Source organism: Coleofasciculus sp. D1-CHI-01 (assembly GCF_040218875.1).
GTDB lineage: Bacteria > Cyanobacteriota > Cyanobacteriia > Cyanobacteriales > Coleofasciculaceae > Coleofasciculus.
The window spans coordinates 1-25,412 of the sequence record NZ_JAVJQP010000104.1 but is presented as its reverse complement, the minus strand read 5'-3'; the positions used below and the strand labels follow the sequence as shown (position 1 = coordinate 25,412).

General features: G+C 44.6%; 22 protein-coding genes and 2 pseudogenes. 9 read left to right on the top strand and 15 right to left on the bottom strand.

Going from position 1 to position 25,412, the window contains the following annotated elements:
- Positions 1-182 precede the first annotated feature (182 nt).
- The 5 genes from RIB93_RS19110 to RIB93_RS19090 form a co-directional block, all read right to left on the bottom strand.
- Positions 183-2,129 carry an Hsp70 family protein gene (locus RIB93_RS19110; protein WP_446374567.1) on the bottom strand — a complete coding sequence of 649 codons (1,947 nt, stop codon included), beginning with the start codon at positions 2,127-2,129 and terminating at the stop codon, positions 183-185.
- A gap of 106 nt (positions 2,130-2,235) precedes the next feature.
- Positions 2,236-3,135: a hypothetical protein gene (locus RIB93_RS19105; protein WP_446374565.1), complete on the bottom strand. Its 900-nt coding sequence runs from the start codon at positions 3,133-3,135 to the stop codon at positions 2,236-2,238.
- A gap of 190 nt (positions 3,136-3,325) precedes the next feature.
- Complete coding sequence (locus tag RIB93_RS19100) at positions 3,326-4,102, bottom strand: PEP-CTERM sorting domain-containing protein (protein ID WP_446374563.1); 777 nt, start codon at positions 4,100-4,102, stop codon at positions 3,326-3,328.
- Between the two features lie 292 nt (positions 4,103-4,394).
- Positions 4,395-5,204, bottom strand: a complete 810-nt coding sequence (locus RIB93_RS19095) for a PEP-CTERM sorting domain-containing protein (RefSeq protein WP_446374561.1) — start codon at positions 5,202-5,204, stop codon at positions 4,395-4,397.
- 365 nt (positions 5,205-5,569) lie between these two features.
- Entirely contained in the window at positions 5,570-5,959 is a 390-nt protein-coding gene (locus tag RIB93_RS19090; protein ID WP_446374559.1) for a hypothetical protein, read from the bottom strand.
- Positions 5,960-6,135: 176 nt separating this feature from the next.
- On the opposite strand from RIB93_RS19090, the gene purB reads away from it, so the two are divergent.
- The 3 genes from purB (at position 6,136) to RIB93_RS19075 (ending at position 8,993) form a co-directional block, all read left to right on the top strand.
- A complete protein-coding gene (purB, locus tag RIB93_RS19085; protein ID WP_446374557.1) occupies positions 6,136-7,431 on the top strand; it encodes an adenylosuccinate lyase in 1,296 nt (431 codons plus the stop codon).
- Between the two features lie 191 nt (positions 7,432-7,622).
- Complete coding sequence (locus RIB93_RS19080; RefSeq protein ID WP_446374555.1) at positions 7,623-8,174, top strand: DUF4058 family protein; 552 nt, start codon at positions 7,623-7,625, stop codon at positions 8,172-8,174.
- Positions 8,175-8,570: 396 nt separating this feature from the next.
- Complete coding sequence (locus RIB93_RS19075; protein WP_446374553.1) at positions 8,571-8,993, top strand: hypothetical protein; 423 nt, start codon at positions 8,571-8,573, stop codon at positions 8,991-8,993.
- Between the two features lie 190 nt (positions 8,994-9,183).
- On the opposite strand, the gene RIB93_RS19070 is transcribed toward RIB93_RS19075, so the two are convergent.
- From RIB93_RS19070 to map, 3 genes are all read right to left on the bottom strand, one after another.
- Positions 9,184-10,071, bottom strand: coding sequence for an AAA family ATPase (locus RIB93_RS19070; RefSeq protein ID WP_446374551.1), 888 nt, complete (start codon positions 10,069-10,071; stop codon positions 9,184-9,186).
- Positions 10,072-10,291: 220 nt separating this feature from the next.
- The gene (locus RIB93_RS19065) at positions 10,292-11,053 is read right to left on the bottom strand and encodes a MinD/ParA family ATP-binding protein (protein ID WP_006098416.1); all 762 of its coding nucleotides are present in this window, start codon (positions 11,051-11,053) and stop codon (positions 10,292-10,294) included.
- A gap of 376 nt (positions 11,054-11,429) precedes the next feature.
- Entirely contained in the window at positions 11,430-12,257 is an 828-nt protein-coding gene (map, locus tag RIB93_RS19060; RefSeq protein WP_446374549.1) for a type I methionyl aminopeptidase, read from the bottom strand.
- A 305-nt stretch (positions 12,258-12,562) separates the two neighbouring features.
- On the opposite strand from map, the pseudogene RIB93_RS19055 reads away from it, so the two are divergent.
- A pseudogene (locus tag RIB93_RS19055) lies at positions 12,563-13,177 on the top strand (Uma2 family endonuclease).
- Positions 13,178-13,643: 466 nt separating this feature from the next.
- Entirely contained in the window at positions 13,644-15,935 is a 2,292-nt protein-coding gene (locus RIB93_RS19050) for a VIT domain-containing protein (RefSeq protein ID WP_446374547.1), read from the top strand.
- Positions 15,936-16,124: 189 nt separating this feature from the next.
- Here the strand turns inward: RIB93_RS19050 and RIB93_RS19045 are convergent, their stop codons facing one another.
- The 4 genes from RIB93_RS19045 to RIB93_RS19030 form a co-directional block, all read right to left on the bottom strand.
- Complete coding sequence (locus tag RIB93_RS19045; RefSeq protein ID WP_446374545.1) at positions 16,125-16,949, bottom strand: tetratricopeptide repeat protein; 825 nt, start codon at positions 16,947-16,949, stop codon at positions 16,125-16,127.
- A gap of 633 nt (positions 16,950-17,582) precedes the next feature.
- Positions 17,583-18,011, bottom strand: a complete 429-nt coding sequence (locus RIB93_RS19040; protein ID WP_446374543.1) for a pentapeptide repeat-containing protein — start codon at positions 18,009-18,011, stop codon at positions 17,583-17,585.
- Between the two features lie 273 nt (positions 18,012-18,284).
- A complete protein-coding gene (locus RIB93_RS19035) occupies positions 18,285-18,929 on the bottom strand; it encodes a DedA family protein (RefSeq protein WP_446374541.1) in 645 nt (214 codons plus the stop codon).
- Between the two features lie 311 nt (positions 18,930-19,240).
- Positions 19,241-19,489: a Ycf34 family protein gene (locus RIB93_RS19030; protein WP_006098751.1), complete on the bottom strand. Its 249-nt coding sequence runs from the start codon at positions 19,487-19,489 to the stop codon at positions 19,241-19,243.
- 126 nt (positions 19,490-19,615) lie between these two features.
- On the opposite strand from RIB93_RS19030, the gene RIB93_RS19025 reads away from it, so the two are divergent.
- Positions 19,616-20,860 (top strand): CCA tRNA nucleotidyltransferase, encoded by a 1,245-nt coding sequence (locus RIB93_RS19025; protein ID WP_446374539.1) that lies wholly within the window; start codon positions 19,616-19,618, stop codon positions 20,858-20,860.
- Positions 20,861-20,937: 77 nt separating this feature from the next.
- On the opposite strand, the gene RIB93_RS19020 is transcribed toward RIB93_RS19025, so the two are convergent.
- Positions 20,938-21,795 (bottom strand): hypothetical protein, encoded by an 858-nt coding sequence (locus RIB93_RS19020; RefSeq protein WP_446374537.1) that lies wholly within the window; start codon positions 21,793-21,795, stop codon positions 20,938-20,940.
- A gap of 379 nt (positions 21,796-22,174) precedes the next feature.
- On the bottom strand, positions 22,175-23,251 hold the full coding sequence (locus RIB93_RS19015) for an NAD(P)/FAD-dependent oxidoreductase (protein ID WP_446374535.1): 1,077 nt from the start codon (positions 23,249-23,251) through the stop codon (positions 22,175-22,177).
- Positions 23,252-23,333: 82 nt separating this feature from the next.
- Between RIB93_RS19015 and RIB93_RS19010 the strand changes: the two genes are divergently transcribed.
- The 3 genes from RIB93_RS19010 to RIB93_RS19000 all read left to right on the top strand — a co-directional run bounded on the left by RIB93_RS19010 (position 23,334) and on the right by RIB93_RS19000 (position 24,571).
- Complete coding sequence (locus tag RIB93_RS19010; RefSeq protein WP_446374533.1) at positions 23,334-24,176, top strand: YaaW family protein; 843 nt, start codon at positions 23,334-23,336, stop codon at positions 24,174-24,176.
- Positions 24,177-24,181: 5 nt separating this feature from the next.
- Positions 24,182-24,310, top strand: a complete 129-nt coding sequence (locus RIB93_RS19005; RefSeq protein ID WP_446374531.1) for a hypothetical protein — start codon at positions 24,182-24,184, stop codon at positions 24,308-24,310.
- Positions 24,311-24,406: 96 nt separating this feature from the next.
- Positions 24,407-24,571, top strand: a complete 165-nt coding sequence (locus RIB93_RS19000; protein ID WP_446374529.1) for a hypothetical protein — start codon at positions 24,407-24,409, stop codon at positions 24,569-24,571.
- 514 nt (positions 24,572-25,085) lie between these two features.
- Here the strand turns inward: RIB93_RS19000 and RIB93_RS18995 are convergent.
- Positions 25,086-25,412: pseudogene (locus RIB93_RS18995) on the bottom strand (IS1634 family transposase); the annotation flags it as partial.

The following is a 25,412-nucleotide window of genomic DNA, read 5'->3' as shown; positions in this document are numbered from 1 at the left end:
CCCTACAAATTGTCCCTAAACCCGCCCCTACAAATTGTCCCTAAACCCGCCCCTACAAATTGTCCCTAAACCCGCCCCTACAAATTGTCCCTAAACCCGCCCCTACAAATTGTCCCTAAACCCGCCCCTACAAATTTTCTTTAAACTCCAACGAATGCGGGGTTATTATTTCCTAGCGTTCTCTACTGAATCAAAATTACCGCCTCTTGCGCTTTCGCATTAAGCGCTTTCTTCAATTCCCGCCCCACCTTATTAATTAATTCATCAAACGCCTCCTGATTCTCAATCAGTTGTTCTCGAAACACCTTCTCTAACTCGGGCCTCATTTGCTCGCACGTCGAGTTAATCTTATTGTCATTCAACAGAAACTGACGACTCCAACTGGGAATATCTAACTTTGTCTTAATCGCTTCCTGGGTTTTGCTGCGTGTGATTTCCACGCCAGCCGCTAGTACCGAAATCCCATAAATGACTAATAGGGGCCAAGCCAAATGCCCGGTTAAAATCAAGGCAATAATCCCGCCAACCGTTCCCCCACCAATCACGAGATTAACAATTAATAAAACCGTATCCGCCAAGATAGCATCGCCCACGGAGATTTCGGGGTTCACGACATCCGGATCAATCCCTTCCTCAAATCGTAAACTACTTCGGGGTATCTGATATCTTTGACAAATTGGGTCAGTTTCCACCGATAATTCGGGCTGAATTTTGCTGTTAAACCAGGTAATCGATTGATTTTTGACAATCTGTCGGGCAGATTCAGTTCCCTTCTTTCCCAGAGAATCATTCTTAATCCACGCCTCCGCCTTCTGCTTCATCCGAGTTTCTAAGTCACCTAATGTCCGAATTTTATTCATGCGCCAGTCTTGTAAACTGGGTTTAACTGCATTTTCAATTAACCCCTGGGATAGCGGTTTAATCAGCAGTTCAATTAACTCAGGAATATGTCTTTCAATAATCGATTTTAGTTTCTCAGAATCAAACCGTTGATCTACTTCTTTTTTAAAAGCTTCCGCCCGTAAATCCCAGCGTCCAACTCGTGCTAATCCTAGAGCGATACACCGTTCCGGTTCAGGATCAGGACGCACCTGGGTGGCGGGTTCGGGGAAAATGTCTTCACAAATCTGACGGGTAAATTGCATCCGCGATGCACCCCCTGTCATTAATATAACTTTTGGAGTTATTCCTTGTTTACCTAAGGTTTCTTTTGCTTCAATAACTGACTCTCGAAACGATTCAATCCAACTTTTCCCATCCAATTCTGTTAATGGTTGATTCAATATCTCCGTCATAACGGTTTTATTGACTTGGGGGATAAAATAAATCTGTTCGTTAATCGATTCAAAGCCACGAGCAAAGGATTGGGGATGGCTGTAGACTTGTTCGTTAGAAAAATAATCTTCCTTGGCTTTCCGGCTAGCCAAGAGACAACGGGATTTATGATGGGGATATTCCTCAAACACCCATTTTAATAAGGCGGTATCTTCATAGTTCGCCACAGTGCGCTCAAAAATTGCTCGGTCAATCAGGAATGCACCTAGGGTATTACTGCCAAAATCCAGGGGAATTTCATGTAAACTCTTGACTAACGTAAAATCGGTTGTGGACGAGCCAATATCAATAATCAGTACCGCCGATTTGAGCTTATCATAGTCCAACTTTCCCGCTTCCTTTGCCTGCATAAACGCCGCCCGTGATTCGGGAACCACGCTGAGGCGGGGAATTCCGGCGGCTTTACAGATGGTTTGGTAATCTTGGCGATCGCGCTTTGACCAGCCAGAGGGACAACCGACGAAAAAATGGCTCTTTTCTTCCCCTTCCAGTTGTTTGCTTTTTTGCAAAAGTCTGTAGTAGGTTTCTAGAAAATGGCGGATGGTTTTGCGGTAATCTAGATCAGTATTTGGTTTTTGTTTAAAGGCAATATCCAGTTGAGTTACACCCACTTGAATTAAAGCCTGTTCCCCCACCAAATAACCCAAATCCGGATGCCAGCCTAAGGCGGTGATTTGCACTTTTTTATTATTCACCTCCAGCATTTCTGGGGGGTCAATGCTCTCTACTAGCGCTTTCGCCACGGCTGTTTCACCGTGTCCTAAATCAAATCCAATGGTTTCTAAAACGTGCATATTATCTGGAAGAATAGGAGATAATGGGGACGTGTTTAGGGTTGAAATACTTTCGTTGTGTTCAGAGTTGGTTAAGGAAACTACATCAGTCATAATTAATTATTTATTAAGTTCTCGGTTCAATTACCCGTCCCCGCCGCAATAGGCGATCGCCTTTCACTAAAGCGGGCGCAATTGTAATATACTCTTTAGCATTGGGGTTGATACTTGGCTCGAAGTCAAAATACTCCCGATGACTCTTGACATCCTCCGGTTGATAGAGTTTGGCTTCAATCCCCTGCTCAACCAAAATTTGGGGTATCAGTTTAGTCAGTTCTAGCGCCATCTGAGGCTTTTCTAGAAAAGATGCGCCTATCAACCGTTGTAGCAGATTTAATAATTCAGGTTGTTCCTCAATTGCATTCGCATCGACGGTTTTCTTCCCATCTTGGGCTTGAGCAACGGCTAAATCAATGGTGTTGAGAGCATCGGCTATATTATCTAACAAGACTTGACTATCGATTCGTAGGGTAAGCTGAGAGGCGGTTGATTCAAGTGCGTCTGTAGGGTTTTCTGGAGAACCTTTATCGAGTTGAGAGACAACCTCTAGCCCAACCAACAACGCCATCAGCAAAATATCTAACCACGCTCCGGGCGCATCGGAACTCAAGTTGAACAGCGAATCCAAGATACCGATACAGAGAAGTCCCTGAAGAACTTTGAGAATGAGGCGTTTGGGAGACAATCGTCGCCCTGTTTGGTCCTCTGACTCCGGTTCAGGGGTGGTAACCCGCATCGGGTTAGTGGGATTCGCCGCCGCTAGCGTCGCCACAGACTGGCGCAGTGCATCCAGGAAAAAAGCCGCCAGACGCACTTGAGAGACACTCAGTCCCCCAATGTAACTGCTTTCCAGAGTATTGAGTTGGTTTTGCACCAGCATCACCACCTGTTCTGGATTTGTGGTTTTCTCGATCGCGCCTTGCAGTTCCTGCCGTTGTTTGCTAAAAAGCGTTAGTAATGTGGTCATCGCCTATTGTGAGACTATGGCACTGCTTCTAAGTGATACTCTAAAGCAGTTCTTAGTGGTGTGGAATACTCTCCTAAGCTTATCGTTGATGGTTCATCCTAGGTAAACCTCTGGCTGTGAAGTCATCCCAACAACATTGTAGAGACGTTGCATGCAACGTCTCTACACAAAAGCAAAGGTTATGAATTAACTAACGCCGCCGTGACTGTTGTTTCTTGAACAACGCGCCAAATCCCAACGCCAACCCTGAACCCAGAATCGTCAGGGGTTCCGGTACAGAATCATAAGCGTGGTTGTCGCTTTCAAAGGCGATAGTGTCATCCTCACCCTGTTGAGTCAGCACTACTCTATCAAACCATTGCTGTGATCCCTCAGCCGAGAAATTGATATAAGGATTGTTAGATTCCTCTGTTTGATTATCTCCCCCAACGCCAGGTTCCACTCCCAAACCGACAAAATCATCAGGCGTAAACCGGGCTAAACGGGTATCACCTCGGAAAAATTCAATTTGATTACTCGAATCCATAGACCCCCAATGCATCCCCCAATAGCTGGAGGGTTTAGGTAACTGAATCGAGACTTGCTCAATGTCTTCATCATCCTGAGAATTGGTCGGTAGTGATAGGTAAGCTGATGTGTTATTTTGGGTTGGACTGGAAAAGGGAACTGCTCCTTTTGTGGGTACGAGTGCGCCACCGTTGTTAATCACTAATGCGTCGTCTGGAGAGTACGTTGCTCCTTTTTGATTAACCGCACCAACCTCTGTAAAGTCAAGGTCAGGCGCATCATTGAAATCAATCACCACAGCACCAGGTCTACTGGTCGTTAGTCCTTCACTTCCGGCTGGGCTACCTTTAAGTTCACCGCCCGTGGTAATCGTAAAACCACTGAGGGAAATAACCCCTATCATAGCCGTTGCTGTGGCTGCCACGGTAGTGATGATTGATGCATCCTTATTGATTGTCATAGGTTTATCAAGCTCATCTAGTCTTTATAAAGAGAACTTTATTTGTTCCTCTAGGTAGATGTTAATTTAATAAAGCTGGCTTTTAGGTGAAGCTTCCGTGAAGATAGCAGAATTAGTAGCAGTGTTTATATAAAGATTTGGTAAAAGGAAAATTACTATTGGTTTAGCGAAGTCAGGAATCCGAGGAAAAATCTAATGGTTATCAATCCGTTTCAGTCATCCACACAACATTGTAGAGACGTTGCATGCAACGTCTCTACACAGAAGAGGTTATGAGAAAAAAGTTAAGTTACTAACGCCGCCGTGACTGTTGTTTCTTGAAAATAGCACCAAATCCTAAAGCCAAGCCGGAACCTAGAATGGTGAGAGGTTCGGGAACTGGACGATAAGCGTGGTTGTCGCTTTCAAAGGCAATGTTATTATTGTTACCCAGTTGAGTCAGTCGTACACCGTTAAACCATTCTCCTGAGTTATCAGAAAAGAAATTAACGTAGGGATTCGCTCTTGCAAGTCCTTGGTTCTCAGGACCGCCTCCGGCTTCTACATCTAAACCTAAAGCGGTTAAATCATCTGGGGTAAAGGTCGCTAAGACTGTACCATCTCGCAAAAATTCAATTTGGTTAGCTGGGCTATTGGCACTTGCATCGTCCATTGAACCCCAGTGTAAACCCCAGTAGTTTGACAGTTTAGGTAAGGTAATGGTGACTTGGTTAGAACCCAAACCTGTATTGGAATTTGTCGGTAGTGAAAGATAGGCTGAAGTGTTGTCAGTACTACCGCTTGGTGGACCTGAATAGGGAGCAGCACCTGTCGTTGGTGCAAGAACTCCACCATTATTAATGACTAGGGAATTTCCGGGAGAGTAAGTAGCACCTTGCTGACTCACAGTATTAACGGTTGAATAGGGCGACCCATTTGCATCATTAAAATCGATGACAACAGCATTCGATACAGTAGTGGTTAGTCCTTCAATTCCAGCAGGACTACCTTTAGCTTGACCGCCCGTTGTAATTGAAAAAGCACTGGCGGGATTAACACTTAATGTAGTAGCGGCTATTGCTCCTACTGCAGCCACCATCGATAACTTATAAGTTGACTTCATCGTTTTATTAATTTTCTCCAATTTTTTGTGAAATTGATGTAAATGCTATCCCTTTAGATAGATATTAATCTAATTAAGCTTTACATTTATAAAGTTTTGGTAAAGATGTAACGCTCAAAGGTAGTATTTCTGTAAAGATTGTATGAAGACGCAACAAAGTTTATTAAAATTTCATAAAGCTCCCCTATCCTGACAACAGCTCAAAACTCGGCAAATCAAGCGTTACAGAGAATTCAATGTCAAATCAAGCCCCGCCTTCCTCAGTAATTGACACAGATAATTACCGAGGGGTTGGGCAAATGGCGCGATTAGCACCAGCAAAATCCCCGACTTCTCAGGGAAATCGGGGATCTTGTCCTTTGAACTTAAGAAACAACCACAGAATCACGACGCTTACCAGAATGGTGGATATGTCTCATCACCCAGAACCACCCCCCTCGCAGTACACCCACCATCGTTTGCGGGGAAATACTTGCCCAGACATTAATCCCCACACAGATACAAGCTAACCCTAATAAGATAAACGTGGGTGCCATCACCACCCCAATCATCAACCATGTCCAAACATGGAGAACCATCACCCCAGCCGGAATATAAGCAAGTACAGTCGCTAACCGCACCTGACGTTGAGGGCGCTGGAGTCCCGTCAAAATCATCGTCTGTAGCGTCAGCAGTAAGTTCAGGGGAACTAAACCCCCACAAATCGCCACACAATGGACGCGGGAGAATTCAAGTAGGGAAGTGAGATCAAACATGGAAATATTGCAATAGGTACTTTTGCTAGTTTATCCTGCAAGTCCTAACGATACCTGTCCACAAAGGCTGACTTATATCACCCCATTACCAAGCTTTTACAATCCAACAGCAAAAAAAATGGAATAAACCAAGGCACAGTTGTACAATATGACGGTTGTATTGGGCAATACAGGCATTGATCGAGCGCTATACCTTGCCTGAAATGGGCGAACTCTGGACGGATACCTATAAGTTCAAAACCTGGCTACAGGTGGAAATTGCGGTTTGTGAGGCAAAAGCGGAATTGGGTGAAATTCCGGCGGATGCGGTTGCGGAAATTAAAGCGAAGGCAAATTTTGATGTCGATCGCATCTTGGAAATTGAGGCCCAAGTCCGTCATGATATGATTGCCTTCCTGACGAATGTGAATGAGTATGTAGGGGATACGGGGCGTTACATTCACTTGGGATTAACCAGTTCTGATGTTTTAGATACGGCGTTGGCATTACAATTGGTTGCTAGTCTGAATCTAATTGTGGAATGCTTGGAGCAACTGATTCAAGCGATTCGCTATCAGGCGCAACAACATCGCTACACGGTTATGATTGGGCGATCGCACGGAATTCATGCGGAACCGATTACCTTTGGCTTCAAGCTAGCTGGCTGGTTAGCGGAAATTCTGCGACACCGCGATCGCCTGGTGAATTTGCGCCACCATATTGCCGTGGGTAAGATTTCCGGTGCAGTGGGAACCTACGCCAATACTGACCCCCGTGTGGAAGCGATCGCAACTCAGAAGCTGGGACTTGATCCAGATATGGCATCCACTCAAGTCATTTCGCGCGATCGGCATGGTGAATTTGTCCAGCAGTTGGCGCTATTAGGGGCTTCTCTGGAACGCTTTGCAGTAGAAATTCGCAACTTACAACGCACTGATGTCTTAGAAGTTGAAGAATTCTTTGCCAAAGGACAAAAAGGATCGTCTGCCATGCCCCATAAGCGTAACCCGATTCGGTCTGAACGCCTAAGCGGGATGGCGCGGATTCTCCGGGGTCATGCGATCGCCGCCTTGGAGAATATCGCCCTATGGCACGAACGAGATATTTCTCACTCCTCTGTGGAACGGATTATCCTGCCAGACACTTGCATTTTGACCCACTTTATGATTCATGAAATGACTCATTTAGTCAAACACCTATTGGTGTACCCGGAAAACATGAAGCGGAATCTGAATCGGTATGGCGGCGTAATCTTTAGTCAACGAGTCATGTTAACTCTCGTAGAAAAGGGAACCAGTCGAGAAGACGCCTACAGTATTGTTCAATCTTGCGCTCATCAGGCATGGAATCAACCGGGGGGAAATTTCCGGGAACTCATCGCCCAAGATGCTCGGGTTCAGAGTCAGCTAACACCGGATGAAATTGAGGACTGTTTTAATCCCCAACATCATTTTCGCCATCTCGACGAGATTTATCAACGTTTAGGCATTTAATGTTCCAGACGTGCCATTATTCGTCTGTAGGGGCGGGTTTCACTACTATCGTTTCTTACCTGACAAAAGATGTGAATAAACCCGCCCTAACCGAGTAGCGTATCTGTAGGGGCAGGTTTAGGGCTTTTCTGTTCATTCTTGATGATAACATTTATTCAAAACCCGCCTTCTTGTACAAATGACGAATTAATATGGCTTCTCCATTTCCTGGCATGAATCCTTATTTAGAACATCCTGACTTTTGGGTGGAAGTTCACAATCGCTTGATTGTAGCAATTTCTGATGTTCTAGTTCCCCAAGTTCGTCCTAAGTACCGAGTCGCGATTGAAATTCTCTCTCCCGTCAACAAGCGTACTGGAGAAGGACGAGAAACCTACCTTAAGAAACGGCAGAAAATTTTTGGTAGTTTGACCCATTTAATTGAAATTGACTTAATGCGGCAATGGCAACCGATGCCACTATTAAATAATACAATTCAGTCAGATTATCGAATTCTAATTAGTCGTCAAGAACGTCGTCCTCAAGCAGATTTATATGCTTTTAATTTACCGCAGCCAATTCCGGCGTTTCCGATACCCCTGCGTGCAGGCGATAGAGAACCTGTAGTGGATTTACAAGCATTGCTGCATCAGGTTGACGACCGAGCAGGTTATGATTACACCATTGATTATAGTCGAGAACTGATACCCTCATTGTCAGAAGCAGATACCCTTTGGGTCAATGATTTGTTACATGAACTCTAGTTACGATAGCTGTTTTATTATCCATTTTAAAGACACGCAAACAATAGAATAAATTAAGAATATGTCACCTTTAGACCTCCTGTAGGGGCGACCCGCCTGCACCAAGTAACAACTGTATCCACTCAATTGGATCGGGTCGCCCTTTACTCAAATAAGTCAATAATCTTGAGGTGAATGGTACTGACTTAAGGCTGGTGGGCAATACCCACCCTACGGTAGATATGTCACAAATTGAGCTTTTTTCCTGAGAACAGAAACAGATTAGAATTATAGCAATCACCATAGCGGTTAGGACGCATCTTATGGTAGAGACGTTCCGCCGGAACGTCTCTACAACAGTTCGGAAAGTCCTAATCGATGTGTCTACTGCTATAGCTATATAACTGAATAGTAAAAATGCCTATGTCTTTTTTCGGTATTTATTTTGTCATTTTTCTCCTTTGCTTCTTACCGCTTTTTCCTGTTTTGGATCGGAGGACTTGGATTCATGACATTCAAAACTCTATTGCTTTGACAATTTTATTTCTTGTTATAAATGTTTTCTCCATGGGAACAATAGCTTACTACTGGTTTCAAATATCTATAAGCTTGGTATTTGGGTATGATGCGTTTTTGGAAATGGTTAATTATAACGGCGCTGCCTTAGCGGTTGCAGCCGGCATGGGTTTTCTTTGGCCGACTGGCATTATCCCCTCATATCTAGTTGCATTTAGATTTTCAAAAAACCGTGAAAAAAACATAAAAATTATTATTTTTATTAGCGCCATGCTTTTATGGGGTTTTGCATTATCAGTGTGGGTTTTTAGGGAAAATATATGAGTAATAGTATCCGTTATGCTATAAAAAGACAAGAATACCAGTCCCGTAATCAAATCAGCTAATGAGTAATCGCTACGTCGAAGAACCCAATGATCAATAAATTTAGTCATGGGACCAATTTCATTCTGATCGCCTATATCCGATGATCCTTCTCCACTTAGTAGTAAAAACACAGCCAACGTACCTGTGACTAATTTGTTTGTTGTAGGCTATTAATTTCTTGGTCAAGTTTAGTTAATAAGGTATCCTCATAAACTTCCCCTGGTCCCATAACCGTTAATTTCTCTCGCATAGAAGGAATATCAAAGAGTCGCACAGATTGTGTCGAGCCATTTGGCGTTTTGTATAGGTAAATTACACCTGCAATGGCAATATCATCTTCAAGATAATTCAAAATCATTGGACTATGAGTTGTGACTAGCACTTGTGGAAGAGATTGAACTAAGCTATCAACGAGAAACTCAATGAGTTCCGGATTAATACCATTTTCTATTTCATCAAGCAATAAACAACTTTGCCCTTTAGACAGTTGCGCCAAAATCGCCAGCATCCGCAAAAAGCCATCAGCTACATGGCGTGCTTCTGTCTTTAATAGAGTCTTTTTAAATTCCTCTTCAACTAGAAGTCTTTTCCAGCCAAAACGCAGTTTTTCTACATCAATTTTTTTGATTGTTGGATAAATTTTAGTCATTGTTTGTTTAATATCGTCTCGTTTAGCTGCTCCAATTTCATATAGAAATGCTGAAAGACGTTCAGCGGTACAACGCAATGTTGTCCGGTTAAAGCTGGCAGACCATTTAACCTCAAAATTTTTATTATGGAGAAGACAAGCTTCAAAATTAATATTTTTTTTTCGAGTTAACTTTGAATTAATATCAGAGGCTTCCCACTTCCGTTTTTTTAACCAATCATCTAGATCCCCTTTAACCTGTTGAGATAAAAAATCAAAAAATTGTAATACTGTTGATTTCCCTGAGCCATTAAGTCCAACTAAACAGTTGAATTTGGCTAAGGGTAAATTAAAGTCAACCAGTGATTTAAAGTTATCAACTCTGAGGTGAGTAATTCTCATATCCATGTCTTTTTCTGATATTATAGGGGCGATTCAGTTCATTGTTCATTTTAGATAGCCGAGTACAACAACAACTGATTTTTGGAAAAAATAACATCGCACTCCGTAGACTCCCACCTGAGATAATCTGAATGGCACTTATTTAATGGAAATGGCACTAACTTGAAAGTTTGTAGTCAGTGATAAGATTTTTAGCGCTAAAGCGCAACTACAAACTGAGTTTTAATTACGTCATAATTTGCTGTGCCACTTTTTTAATTTCTAGACTTAAAGGATGGCTGGGAAAGCGGACGCAAAAGACATCACCGCTAGCGAGTTGAATCATCTCTTCGGATAAGGGTAAAATCCCTGCAACTGTTGCCTGATAGGTTTGTGCTATATCTTGCTCTAATGCCTTAAAGTCAAGGGCTTCATGGGCTTTATTTACCATCAGCAGTAGCTTAGGCACTTGCAACTTACGCGCCACATCAACGGTGACAGCCGTTCCTTGAAAGTCCTGGCGGTCTGGACGGAGAATAATTAGCAATACGTCAGAGATGGTGATAGACAGTAGCGTTTCTTCATTCAGACCAGGGTGAGTATCAATGAAGAGATAGTCTAGCTTTAAGGCTTGAATTAAATCCTCAAACCCATCAATCAGCATATTCACATCGTACCCTTCTCGCAAAATCCGGGTAATCTCTCCCATGCGAATACTGGAAGGAATTAGATAGATTTTGCTATTGATTTTGCGGTTTTCTCCCAGGATAGAACTGACATCATACGCCGCATCTTGAATTTGACAACGCCCCCATAAATAATCATTTAGGGCGTTTTTCATTTTGTTCTCATCGAAGCCGAAAAGAACGTGAATACCAGGAGACTGGATATCCGTATCAACAATACCGACTCGATATCCAGCTTTAGCGACAGTCGCGGCTAGATTCGCTGTAGCATTTGATTTGCCCGTACCACCACGGAATGAGTGGATAGATACAATTTCCGACATTTTATACCTCTAGGATGTCGATGAGTTTTGACCCAACGCTAGGTTCAGGGAACCTGGTGCTTGTGTAGGGGCGGGTTTTACTACTATCATTTCTGATTAACTCAGATGTGACTAAACCCGCCCGAACCGATTTGTGTAGGGGCGGGTTTTACTACTATCATTTCTGATTAACTCAGATGTGACTAAACCCGCCCGAACCGATTTGTGTAGGGGCGGGTTTTACTACTAATCATTTCTGATTAACCCATATGTGACTAAACCCGCCCGAACCGATTTGTGTAGGGGCGGGTTTTACTACTATCGTTTCTGATTAACCCAGATGTGACTAAACCCGCCCTGGCTAAGTTTTGAGTTGATCTATCTTAACTCGACTGATTCACACTTTGCTGCGGTCAGTTAAAATTTCGTATCCATTAGCTGTCACCAATACGGTATGCTCAAACTGAGCGGATAGAGCATTATCGACGGTTACGGCAGTCCAACGATCCGATAAGATACGGGTAAACTTGGAACCTGCATTAATAATCGGTTCAATTGCCAGAGTCATCCCTTCCCGTAACTTAACATTGGGCATTTGCCGAGTGCGGAAGTGAAATACAGAGGGTTCTTCGTGCAGGTTGCGTCCCACGCCATGACCGGTGAAATCTTCCACCACAAAAAAACTATTGGCGTTCACATGATCTTCGATCGCGCCCGCAATGTCAAGCAGGGTGTTCCCCGCTTTCACCTGTTCGATTCCTTTATACAGTGCAGCTTCTGCGACTTCCATTAACTTGGCGGCGTTGGGTTTAACATTACCCACGGCAATGGTAATACAGGAGTCGCCATGGAAGCCTTCATAGTAAGCCCCGGTGTCAACTTTCAGCAAATCCCCCGCCCGAATCACCTTTTTGCGACTGGGAATTCCATGTACCACTTCGTTGTTGAGACAGGAACAGATTGAAGCGGGGAAACCGTGGTATCCTTTAAAACTCGGCGTTGCTCCCATTTCGCGGATGCGCTTTTCGGCATGAGCATCCAAATCCGCTGTTGTCATCCCCGGTTTAACCTGTTCGGAAATTTCTTTGAGAACGGTAGCGACTATTTTAGATGCCTGCCGCATAATAGTAAGTTCAGACTCGGATTTAATTTCTATGCCCCGACGTTGTTTTTTCGGACGAGACGGTTGTGCGGGTTTAGAAAGCAGGTTACTAAGAATATTCATGTAAACGATGAAACCGAGAATGGGTTAGCTTGACTTAGGGATATCCTTACATCCCCCTACCTTCGGAGAAAGCCTGCTGACACAAGGAGGACATTCACGGTTGAATTCCCCCATGTTGCCAATTCAATGAGTTTCTGTAGGTTGGGCAAGGACTATCCTGCGACAAAGTTTTATCTTATCATTAATGATGCTGGCTCCGGCTTATTTGCTAGATTGTTTCAAAAAACGGGTATTCTTTCAGCGGGAAAGGGGGCTTCGGTAACGCATCTGGTTTGTCTTCGCTTTTTATACGGGTTCAATAAATTATGGTTCAATCCTTACCAAAAACAATAAATTTCGCTGAATTCATCCAGTGGAAGCCAGACAATAAACGCTATGAACTGCATGATGGAACAATTGTTGAAATGCCACAGCCCACAGGCGAACATGAAGATATTGTGGGATTTTTAGCCGAAAAGCTGACGTTAGAATATGTCCGTCTCCAGCTTCCCTATTCTATTCCCAAAACGGCGCTGGTTAAATCAGCTTCCAGTGAATCGGCTTATTCGCCAGATATCTTGTTGATCAACCGTTTGAATTTGAGAAACGAACCGTTGTGAAAAAAAGAGTCTACTTTGATTCTGGGAGATTCGATTCCTTTGGTGATTGAAGTAGTTAGCAGTAATTGGCGGGATGATTACTACAAAAAATATGGGGAGTACGAAGGAATAGGAATTCCTGAATACTGGATCGTAGATTATTTGGCTCTGGGCGGTCGTAAATTTATTGGCAATCCGAAAGAACCAACGGTTTCTATTTATGTTTTAGTAGATGGAGAATACCAAGTGAGTCAATTTCGAGGAAATGACTGTATTTATTCAGTTACTTTTGCTAACTTACAGTTAACCGCTGAACAAATATTTCAATCGGTTAGTTGTTAGTTCAAGTCGGTTAGGTAGAGCGTAAGCGTTACCCAACATAAGCTGTTCGGCATTTAAACCTTAATATCAATAATGGCGCAATCCTTGCCGTAGTGCGTTAAGCGAAGCCATGCCGCAGGCTTTGCATCTTGCTCGCTGCATTGAGCATCTTGCTCGCTGCATTGAGCATCTTGCTCGCTACCAATATCCAATTTAAATGCATGACAGCTTACAACCCCACCTGTAGGGACACGGCAGTGCCGTGCCCTTACTCACCCTACTGGACTGACACAGCTAAAATTGTGGAACAGATTTTACTGTTAGAATGGGCGCACACCGTGCGCCCCTACACACAGACGCGCCAGTGCCATTCTCTCTAATATGCCGTTCATTGAAAATCAGGTTACCATAACCCTATTACAACCCAGCTAAGTTTAACTACATTTTTTTCAATCAAAAAACTCCAATAAAAAAGGACAGATAGCCCATGACACCCGTTCAATCTCCCACGCCGAAATATAACGGCTTATATTGTCAATCTCCAGACGGAAACTCTCTGGTTTTTCCCCTCAAGCATACCGACGTTGAGGCGAAAATTGCTGGGAACTTGTCACGAGTCGAGGTAACGCAGCGATTTGAGAACCCCTTCACCCAACCGTTAGAAGCTATCTATGTCTTCCCCTTACCCGATGAAGCCGCCGTGGATGACATGGAAATTAAAATCGGCGATCGCATAATTAAAGGAACCATTAAAAAACGCGAAGAAGCCCAGCAAATCTACGAACAAGCCAAACAAGAAGGGCGCACGGCGGGATTACTCGAACAAGAACGTGCTAATATCTTTACCCAATCCCTCGCCAATATCAAACCGGGTGAAGAAATTGATGTCACGATTCGCTACACCGATAGCTTGAACTTTGAACAAGGGGACTATGAATTCGTCTTTCCCATGGTGGTGGGACCTCGATATATCCCCGGTACAACTATTGATGAAAGTGGCGATACCGATGAAGTCCCCGATGCTTCCCGAATTACACCCCCCATCGTACCAGAAGGAACGCGATCGGCACACGATATCGGCGTTACCGTGGAAATTAATGCAGGTGTCCCGATTCACAATGTCCATTCCCCTTCTCATCAGTTGCAGATAGAAACCGAGGGGGAACTGGTGCGGGTGCAACTGGGTGGTGACGATACGATTCCGAATAAAGACTTAATCCTGAGATATCAAGTTGCGGGAGACAATACCCAAACCACGATTTTAACCCAATCTGATCAACGGGGTGGACATTTTGCCCTTTATTTTATCCCCGCTTTAGACTATCGCCCTGATGAAATTGTCCCCAAGGATGTGGTGTTTCTCATGGACACCTCTGGTTCCCAACAAGGCGCACCCTTGCACAAATGTCAAGCACTGATGCGGCGCTTTATTAATGGGTTAAATCCTGACGATACATTCACGATTCTTGACTTTTCTAATAAAGTTCGCCATCTCTCCCAAACCCCTCTGGCTAATACACCGGAAAATCGGGAGTTAGCCATCAATTATATCAATCAATTACACGCCAGTGGCGCAACTGAAATGCTCAGTGGAATTCGGGCGGCGATTAATGTTCCTGCACCAGAGGGGCGGTTGCGGAGTGTGGTTTTGCTTAGTGATGGATATATTGGTAATGAGAATCGCATTTTAGCCGAAGTTCAGCAGGAACTTAAACCGGGAAATCGGTTATATAGTTTCGGGGCGGGAAGTTCCGTAAACCGCTTTTTACTGAATCGTATTGCTGAAATTGGACGCGGAATTTGCCGGATTATTCGTCACGATGAACCGACAGAAAAAGTGGTGGAAAAGTTTTTCCGCTCAATTAATAATCCCGTGTTAACCACCATTGAACTCAACTGGAACGGAACCGGAGAAACCCCAGAGATTTATCCCGCAATCGCCCCCGATTTATTTGCCCAACAGCCCTTAGTGCTATTTGGACGAAAGCGCGATCGCATGGCGGGCGATTTACAGATTAATGGTACTACCGCCAAAGGTGAACGCTATGAAAAAACGTTCACGCTCAATTTTAGCGAAACTGGAAATCCAGCCATTGCTCAATTGTGGGGACGGGCGCGGATTAAAGACTTGATGAATCAAATGGTTACTTATGAAACTAAATCTGGAGTTGAGGCGGTAACCGATACGGCATTAACCTATCAGTTATTGTGTCAATATACCGCATTTGTTGCCGTTAGTGATGATGTGCGCGTAGAACCCGGAAGCCAATCGGTTTCCATGAATGTTCCCGTGGAAATGGCAGAAGATGTTAGTTATCAAGGCGTTTTCGGTGCAGCAGCACCTCGTTCAATGTCACTTCAATCAAAACGACAAGCCTATTTAGCCAGTGCGCCAGGTATATCCGATGAAAGTCTCTCTCTTTCCAGTGAAGCAGCCAAAGTTGGTGCTATGTATTTGAGGCTACGTCAAAAGCCCTCGTCTCCAGCCGCCAATAATACCCAGTTAGAAGTAGTAAGCGTCACGGGATTGGAGCAAAATGAAACCCTTTCATTGACCCAATATTTGCAACAAATAAATTTACCCGCTAATTTAAGTGGTGAAATTGTCTTCGAGTTTACGCTAAGTAAAGGGCGCGTCGGGCGGATTATGTTAGAGGAAGAGGCTTCAACATTGAAAATGGTAAACGTGATTGACTTAATTAAGCGACATTTGCTCAAGTGGCGTCCTTCTCAATCCGTTAATAGCACCGTGGTGTTAAGGCTACGAATTCAATCGTAGGATTTAGCTGAATAGAACAAACTGTAGGGGCGCATGGCGTGCGCCCGATTCAATCGTAAAATATATCCCACAATTTTAGCTGTGCTACGCCAATATATTATGGGTATTATAAGAAAAATATTATCCAGTTGTCTAAAGACAACTTGAGCTTTTAGCCTTGGGTTAAAACCCAAGGCGGTTGGTGAAATTTTAGTATTCCAATCGTAAAAATTTATCCAACGCCATCACCATCGCGGGGGGCCAACGGCGGATATTTTCCACCCAATCGATGTCTTTATAGCGCTGATCTAACCCAATAGCAGCAACCCAGTTACTCTCGGCTTCTCCTTGATTCCCATTCACCCATAAGGCGGCGGTAAGTGCAGCTCGAACATCGGGAAATTGGGGATATTTGCGGATTAGTTTGCGGAGTTCCAGGATTGCTTCTTTTTTCTCGCCAATTTGATAGAGGGCGAGGGCGTGGTTTGCCCGGGCAAAGGCAAAATCTGGGGATAAATCGACGGCTTTCTGGTAATTCGCGATCGCATGATCCCATTCTCCCTTTCCCGCCTTAGCGTTTCCTAGGTTGTTGTACGCCATCGCGTCATCGGGGTTAATCTGCAATACCTGTCGATAATCTGCGATCGCATGATCCCATTCTCCCTTTCCTTCATAAGCTGTCCCCCGGTTCAAATACGGATCAGGGGCGTCGGGCGCTAACTGAATCGATTGATTAAAATCTGCGATCGCTTCGTCTAATTTATTCTGACTGACTCTGGCATTTCCCCGATTACTCCAGCCTACGGGATTATTGGGTAACAGCTCAATCAGTTGTGTCCAATACGCTTCAGCCGTGGTAAATTCACCCAGTTGTGTCGCCGTAAACGCTTTTTGCCGCAATTCGTTGAGCCGCTCAATCTGAGCCTGGGTTAAATCAGGGATTTGGGCTTGTGCCATCACTGATGGCGTTATCCACAATCCAGAGCATACCAGCACTAGCACGATACCGCATAAACTGACAATCCAACGTTTCATGAGAATCTTCAAATCACAGAGGCTATTGATCACTGTACAAGCAATTGGCTTCCCTATCTTCCAGACGCGCCATGGCGCGTCTCTACATTGCTCCCCCAGCTCCCTCTGCTCCCCCAGCTCCCTCTGCTCCCTCTGCTCCCTCTGCTCCCTCTGCTCCCCCAGCTTCCCCAAACTCCTTTTCACTGTATCTTTACGGATTTCTCACGCACTCTTCACACACAGGCTACTGAAACCAGTCGTAGCCTCTGTAAAAAGGAACATACCCAAATAAATTGATAGTCTTTCTCAACAAACTCTGATTAGGTTAAGACTATTTCCCTGAGGGGCATTGGGTAAATTGAATTGAGAAAATGCGAATGAGTTATCAAGAAATCCGCTGGTGGACAATCGCTGTTTTAGAGATTGCGATACTGGTGAGTTCGCCGTTCTTAATCCGTATATTTTATCACTTGCCGTAATCTGGAATAACAAGAACCCATTGAAGTTCAGCGTTGAAACTACTGTGTGGACATGCCAAACCACTTTTGGTACAACCATTGGTATGTCCCATCTTCCATCAACTTTAATAATGTCAAATTTTAGATTTTAGCATTTTGAATTTACTAAAATCTAAAATCTTTGTTCAAAGAGCCGTTAGCTTACCAGCTTTATCCCTCTTACATTAGCGTCCATTAAATAGACCTTACTCAACTTTGCCCCCCTCAAATCAGCACCTCTGAGGTTAACTCGGCTCAATTTGACCCCCCTCAAATCAGTACCTCTTAAATCAGCATCCGTTAAATCGGCACCCTTAAGGTCTGCATTTCTCAAATCTGCACCCCTGAGATCAGCACCGATTAAATCAGCCGCTAGCAATTCAGCACCCCTGAGTTGGGCACGGGTCAATTTCGTGTAGCTGAGGTTGGCTAAGCTGAGGTCAGCACCATTGAGATTAGCGCCCCGTAAGTCTGCTTCACTTAAATCAGCGCCATTCAGGTCAGTCCTTTCGAGGATAGCACCCCGCAGGTTAGCACCCGTTAGATCCTTACCACTGAGATCTTTTCCACTTAGATTAATATTCACAGGCGTTTCCCTTATTTTGTTATACGGTCTTGTCTTTAATTGTTATTCATCCCTAGGGCTATATTTCATCAGCCATTTGTCGCAAATGGCTTCAGTAAAATTGCTGAATATTTTGAATCTAGGGGAATTGAGTGGCTGAAGAGGAGAATTTTTAATTAATGAAATCTTAAGGATAAGTAAACCCGCTTAAGCGCCAAACTCAAGTATTAGACTGATTAATAATTTTTTCTAATCACATCAATAAGCAGAGAGTTGGCAGCTTAACGGTAATCGTTACTCTGATGGTTGATCGCTAATTGATACATCTTTAATTTTACGGGACTCCAACCACATTGAAACGCCTATCCAAGCAATCACCAACAGTAGTGCCACGATGCCAAATTTCGCCATCCAAGAGACTAAGGTTTCTAGGGGAATAATCCGTCCCACAAAGAAGGATAAACTGACCATAACGGATGCCCACACAGCAGCCCCCGCTAGGTTACACAAGAAAAATTGAGAGTAGGGCATTTCTGCAATTCCTGCCATCGGTCCAGCAAAGATGCGTAGGAGTGCCACAAATCGCCCAAAAAACACCGCTCTAGCGGCATTTTCACTAAACTGCCGTTTGACTTCTACAAGTTGGGGTTCTGGAATGCGAAAGAACTGTCCTAATCGCAATAAGAATGACCAACCGCCTACTTTGCCAATCCAATATCCACAATTATCACCCAGGACAGCTCCAGTAATGGCACTTGCCAGCACAAACCAATAATTGAGTTCACCACTTCCGGCTAAGAAACCACCCACTAGGGTAATGGTTTCGCCAGGGAGGGGAACTCCAGTATTTTCCAAAGCAATCCCAGAGAAAATAACCCAATAGCCGTACTGATGTGCCAGTTCCTGGATTGTCTCCAGTGATAACAGCTCAAAAGACATCCAGTAAACCCTTTACAAAAATTTATCACCGATCACATTTTCACGTATTTCGGCAAATTGTGTCAACCAGAACAGAACTTACGCCCTACAGTTATCGGTTGAGACGGGTGTGGTGTAGGTGTGAGGTGTAGCCTTGGCAGGTGCGTTAGCAAAGCGTAACGCACCCTACTCAAAAGAAGTTGTTTTGATAGTTCCTAATTTCACGGAAAAACACGGAAATTAGTTTGTAAGAGTAATCTTAACTGGGTGAACTACTACACCTTCTATCCCGTTGCCAAAAGCATCTGGGACTACTTTGCGGATACAACTGCTTAAGTTGGCACCAACTCACCTGGACGCAGTTTTGCCCATTTGCCCATTTCTTCCTTAAAGCTGTTACATCCCACGACATCCCATTCCATCTCGACAAAATCCGCTTGAGGACGGATGTTGACATTGATGGTTGGTTCAATCGGCTCAAAATCTGGCGTTTCCGTCAGATGGGGTTGCTGATGCTGGGTTTCCACCGCATTATAGGTGGTGCATCGGTCTACATAGTGGCAGTTAACGCAAATACACATTGCCTAAACTCCAAGTCCTTTTTGTTAGCCTAACTTAGACAAGCCCTAGATTGACCACTATTTAGATGGATTTTTTGATTTGTCCGATGTCATTCGTCCTTTGTCCCCCAGTATTCGTTAATCACGATGAATTCTGACTTATCTGTTCTGTCTCCTCAAAGGTTTCCCTTCAGTCTAGAGTGGCTACCGCCTCAAGCCTGCTTAGTCGGTGGGGCGGTACGAGATGCCTTGCTGGGACGACAGGCTGACTATTTGGATTTGGACTTTGTGGTTCCCCATGACGCGGTGAAAGCCGCCCGCAAGCTGGCAAGTCATTACCAAGCTGGGTTTGTGGTGCTGGATGAAGCGCGACAGATTGCCAGAGTTGTTTTTGATACCGCCACTGTTGATATTGCTCAACAGGAAGGGGAAAGCCTAGAGACTGACCTGTATCGACGTGATTTTACCATTAATGCGATCGCGTACAATCCCCAGACCCAGCAAATTATTGATCCGTTGCAGGGTGTAGCCGATTGTCGTGCTGGAATTATCCGCATGGTATCTTCCACTAACCTCCAGGATGATCCCTTACGATTACTGCGGGCTTATCGCCAAGCCGCTCAACTGGGTTTTACGATAGAACCCACGACTCAATCCACAATTCGCCAATTGGCTCCCTTACTGGCAAACATGGCAGCCGAACGAGTACAAGTTGAATTAAACTACCTACTACAATCGCCGCAAGGAACACCTTGGCTTACCGCTGCTTGGCAGGATCAATTACTTTACCATTGGTTTCCGGATACGAAGGCTGATAACTTCACCCAAATCGCGGCAACGGATAACGCCGCGATTCTACTGGCTCAAACCTGGCAGACATTAGCCAGCCAACTGAAAACTCCAGTCAGTGGCAAATCCTTATCGTGGTTGAGTTTAGCAAAATTGGCGAACTTATTACCCTCTGAGGTTCAACCAGCAGAAGCCCAACTTTTACAGTTAAAATACAGCCGCGCCGAAATTCGGGCAGTGTTGATTATGATTCAATACTTACCCCAACTTTTATCTCATGTCACCTCACCCATGAGCTTAAGAGAGCAGTATTTTTTCTTTCAAGCTGTCGGGTCAGTTTTCCCCGCTTTAGCCGTTTTAGCGGTTGCCGAAGGGGTATCGGTTGAGCAAATCACTCCCTTAATGAATCGTTATTTAAACCCAGAGGATCAAGTAGCTCATCCGACTCCCTTAGTCAAGGGTCATGATTTGATGCAACAGTTAAAGTTACCACCGAGTCCTCAAATTGGCGAGTTACTCACAGAGATTCAAATTGCTAGGATTGAAGGCAAAGTTTCGACTCGTGGCTCGGCGTTAGCATTTGCCAAACAGCGACTTCTATAGCACCACGAAGAGGGGTTGAGTGGTAGAGACGTTGCATGCAACGTCTCTACCATACGATGCGTCCTAACCCTTTTTTCCTAACTGACTAACTTTAAACCATGATGCCGTTCGCTATCTTCCTCAACCGTATTTTGAACAGTATACTGATTTGACTGTAGCGCCTGTCGCATGGAGATAATCTGTGCCATCATTTGTTCGAGTTGATGGTCTATTCTCTCAACTTCTGAGGTTGTTGACGATGACGGTTGTGTCTCTTGGGCTGGCGGATTACCGAAGACAGCTTGAGCTGATGCTAAAGATGCTGCGAGTGCTTGCATCGAGTTCACTTGAGCCGAGGTAATCGGTTGCTCACTAATAACCTGCGGTTCCATCTGCGGCTGCGCCTCAATCACATCTACTGGTGCTGAATTCGCTGGAGACGATACTTGTTGCTCTAATGCAGTTTGCAACGATACTTCTTCTATCTCTGAAGTGTCTTGCTCCATCGCGTTTGCGGGTGCAGGCGTCTGAGTGTCTTGATTTACTGTGGTACTGGTTAATTCTGTCGCCTGTTTATCCAACCAGTTTTGTAGCCCAGAAGCATCTAACTGAGATTGTGAGCTTCTGATGTTATCGAGCAGTTTTTGCTTTTCGTCTAACGTCTGGGTTAATTGGGCAAGTTTTTGTTCAACGACAGCCGATTTCCGATTTGACTGTTGCCACCCCATCATGGCTACACTTGTGAGTCCCACACCTGCGCTCAGTAAGCCCGCCACCCCTAGATACAGAGGTGCAAAGTCTTTCAATTCGCCAAAAAAAAGCGGCTCTTCTTGAACTTGAACCGTCACGGGTTTGGAACCGAATAGATTTAGGGGTAGAGTCAAGGTTGCAAATACGGCTGCTGAAAGTGCTACGGGTGTAAGAATGAATTTGATGGCAGTTGCACTGGTTGTCATTGGTAGTTCCCTCTAAAAGTTACCTGCGTTTGTGGTGATACTCAAGGTGTATCAGCCGTGTTCAACGGTTTTGCAGATTACCCCTGTTTATGAATTAACGGCTCCCACCCCGAAAGGAGTATGAAGTTGTAGCGCACCTGATTTTAAAGAGCAATTCATTGGAGCCGTTTAAAGTTCATCGGATAGATGAAGGCTTAATGTACTTGAGTTGAGTTTGCTCTCTCTTTTACTTAATTTAATATAAATTTCGCTAATTGTATATAAAGCTTTTATGAAGAATTTATTCAGAGTATAAATACCCAATGAATTTATTTTCACAGAGAGAAAATTTCATGATGTTTTTTCTGAAACCCGCCCTTCCCTAACTGGGCAGGTTTAGTCATATCTGGGTGCAGCAAGAAAGGATAGTAATCAAACCCACCCCGACAACACTTATGACTTGATCGGGCAAGGAAAGTTGCCGCAATTGTTGATTTATCTTAACGGCGGCGGCTAATCCAGACTTGATCGCACTTTCAATTAAATTATGCCCACACCAATCGCCACAACACACAAGGGGTAAGGGTGTAGTTGTCACCAGACAATCTTTATCGGCGGGAGTTCTGGGAAAGGCATAGCGCCAGCGATGGATTTGGAACCAATCCGGAGTCTTGAGCCAAGGAACGAGGATTTGAGCCGCATGAGTGAGTAACTGTTGAGCCGCTTCCTGTAAATCGGCAGCCTCTAGATAATGTTGAGCAAACTCAGCCGTACTATGAAACACACATATTAATGAAGTCGAATCAGACCGTTTGCTGCTATCTACACCAATCCAAGCTAAAGTATCATCGGGTGAACAGTTGATCGAGCCTGATGTTAATGGCGGTTGCTGGGAGCTCGAATAACCTGCCATGACACTCAAACAAGGGTTAAATTCCACTGCCCGTAGACTCTCTAATAAATTAGAGGAGAACTCTTTTTCTAGGGGTTCCAGCACTGATAAGGCTTGGGGGGCGGGAATCGCCATAACCACAGCAGCAGCGGTTAAGTTGTTGTTAGTCTGCTCAGGTGTATGATAGGTAATCTGCCACGTTTGTTCAGGGGTAGGCGCGATCGCACAGACGCGACAGGAGAACCGGATATCCAATCCCTGAGCCAAATATTTGGCAATGGCTGTCATGCCAGTAGGAGCGATATATCGAGGAGAGGAACATTCAGCCTGATCTTGATTATCCATCCAACGGTGAAGAATGCCGCGATCGCACAATATCTCAATCAGTTGCTGGGATAACTTGCCCTTCGCCTCTAGAAACGGCACACCATGATCCACAGGGGTTCCCTGAATCCGCCTAGTCGCCACTCGCCCACCAACGCCACGAGACTTTTCTAAGACAACGACTCGATACCCAGCTTGGTACAATTGTTGAGCGCAGGTTAGTCCTGCCATACCTGCACCGATAATCGCAATATCAAACACTACAGATTCTCCTGTCCGGTTGATGCTAAGTATACAGGTAGAATAGAGAACAGTAGTGGCTTAGGGGTTGGAGGGAATACCATTGGATGAACTCAGAAGCGCCTTAGAACTGGCAACGGAAGACGAATTACAACAACTGACACAAATTTTGTTCCGTCGTCAGTTTAATCCCCTAGACTATCTGCAAACCCCTGAACCCATCGACGTTCAAAGTCAAGATCGGCAGGTGTGGTTGGATACTCTAGAGCAACGGTTTCGCTTTTTAGCCGCCGATGGGATGACTGTGCTTAAGGGGCGCACGAATGATTTCACTTACCGACAAGCGTTGATTCAGGTTTGCCGTTACCTGAAGATTCCTTATTCTAAAAAACTATCAACCACGGATCTGGAAGCAGAAATCTTTCTTAACCTGATGAGTCGCGCCTGGAAAAAATTACCCCAGGCGGAACAAAAATCGATTACTGTGCGGGTACAGCGCTCATTAGCCCAGTCGAATCAATCCCAACCGTTACCTGCACATCTCCAGCACAATCCGATGGATTTGTTGATTAAGGGGGGTTCGGCGTTAGCCGTGTCTTCCATTGTCAAGCCGATTATTCTTAAACAGGTAGCGCGTCAGTTTGCCATCCATTTTGCCCGCTATCAAGTGGCAAAACAAGCAGCGGTTCAGGGAGGTGCAGCAGCGGCGACTCAGTTTCAGAATTACCTGGTGCTGCAAACCGCGAAGCGGGGAATGGCAGCGAATGCAGCGCGTTATGGGGCAACTCGCACCTTATTCGCCTTCGTTGGACCCGTATTGTGGGGCTATTTTTTTGCCGACTTAGGCTGGCGTGCGATCGCGACAAATTACGGTCGGATTATCCCCACTATCTTAGCATTAGCCCAAATTCGCCTACTGCGGAGCGAGTGTTGGGAACCGGTGTAGCCTCGTTGTCCGTTTGTAGTTGCGCTTCAGCGCGATCGCATCCCGTTGAGGAGGATAACACTATCACCGTTCGTAGTTGCGCTTCAGCGCGATCGCATCCCGTTGAGGAGGATAACAATACCACAATCCCGTAGGGGCGCATAGACGTGCGCCCTAACCGAAGTATAGCCGGGAAATAAATTTCCGGCTTAAAGCTAAAGTAAGCTAAAGCTTACTACATTCAGGTTTCGATGCCGTCGTCAGATATTACCCAGCGTAATCTCTCTGAGTATCAGGCATTGGCGTTGATTGAAGCTGCGGATAATGAGCGCGATCGCGTGCTGGTAAGATTGCTTTATAATATAAGATGGGTTGCCGCGTGTCAATCCGGCGATCGCGTCCAACCCAAAACCTGAAACCCTTGGATGTCTTGGATGAGTATCTGGGTCATTGTCATTTGGAGTTGGATGATTTGGGCTATTGGCTCGGCTAAGGTATCGAATCGCCGAGTGTCATGATAAATACCTAGAAAAATCAGGAGAGCGATCGCTCTCCTGATCAAGTCTCACTCAAAGTGGCAACAATTTGTGCAACGTGTTGACTAGACAAACACTCTTGCGTCTTCTGCAAAAAACCTCTAAGAAGTGCCAAACTATCGAACACCGGTACCGAACATTCCTTGGCACCAATCCATTTTGCCGAAGGAAAAACCACCGGAGACTGAACAAAATCACGCGGCAAACCTGGCACCAATGGTCCCACTTATAGAAACAGCGCTGATGATAAAGCCTAGACTCCGCACTTCAACTTGAAGTACAAGAAGCTACATATCCAATCAAGGGAAAAAGTCTGGAAAATTAAACACTTGAATATCTTTTCAGGAAACCGTAATTGTTTGGGAGATTCTTATGAGCTTTTTTAAGCAGCACATGAATCCCTTGAAAACATTGAAATATCCACCGTAATGTTGGGCGATTGGTCAATCTTCTTAAAAGAACTCAATAGGTGACCTAACACAGCTTTATCCGATTCATTTCCATCCCCGACTCTCATTAACAAAGGTATGTCTCCATCACTTGTTGTGATTAAGCTTAAAACACATTGCTTTAAGTCCGGGCGATGGTCACGGGAATATCCTTGGGTAATAATTATCGGTCTTTCTTTAATTAAACCTTCTTCTGGATTGGCTAATTCTCCATAGTTATAATTATACTCCCCATGCAGGTGAAATGATGTAATATCTGCATGATTAAATTT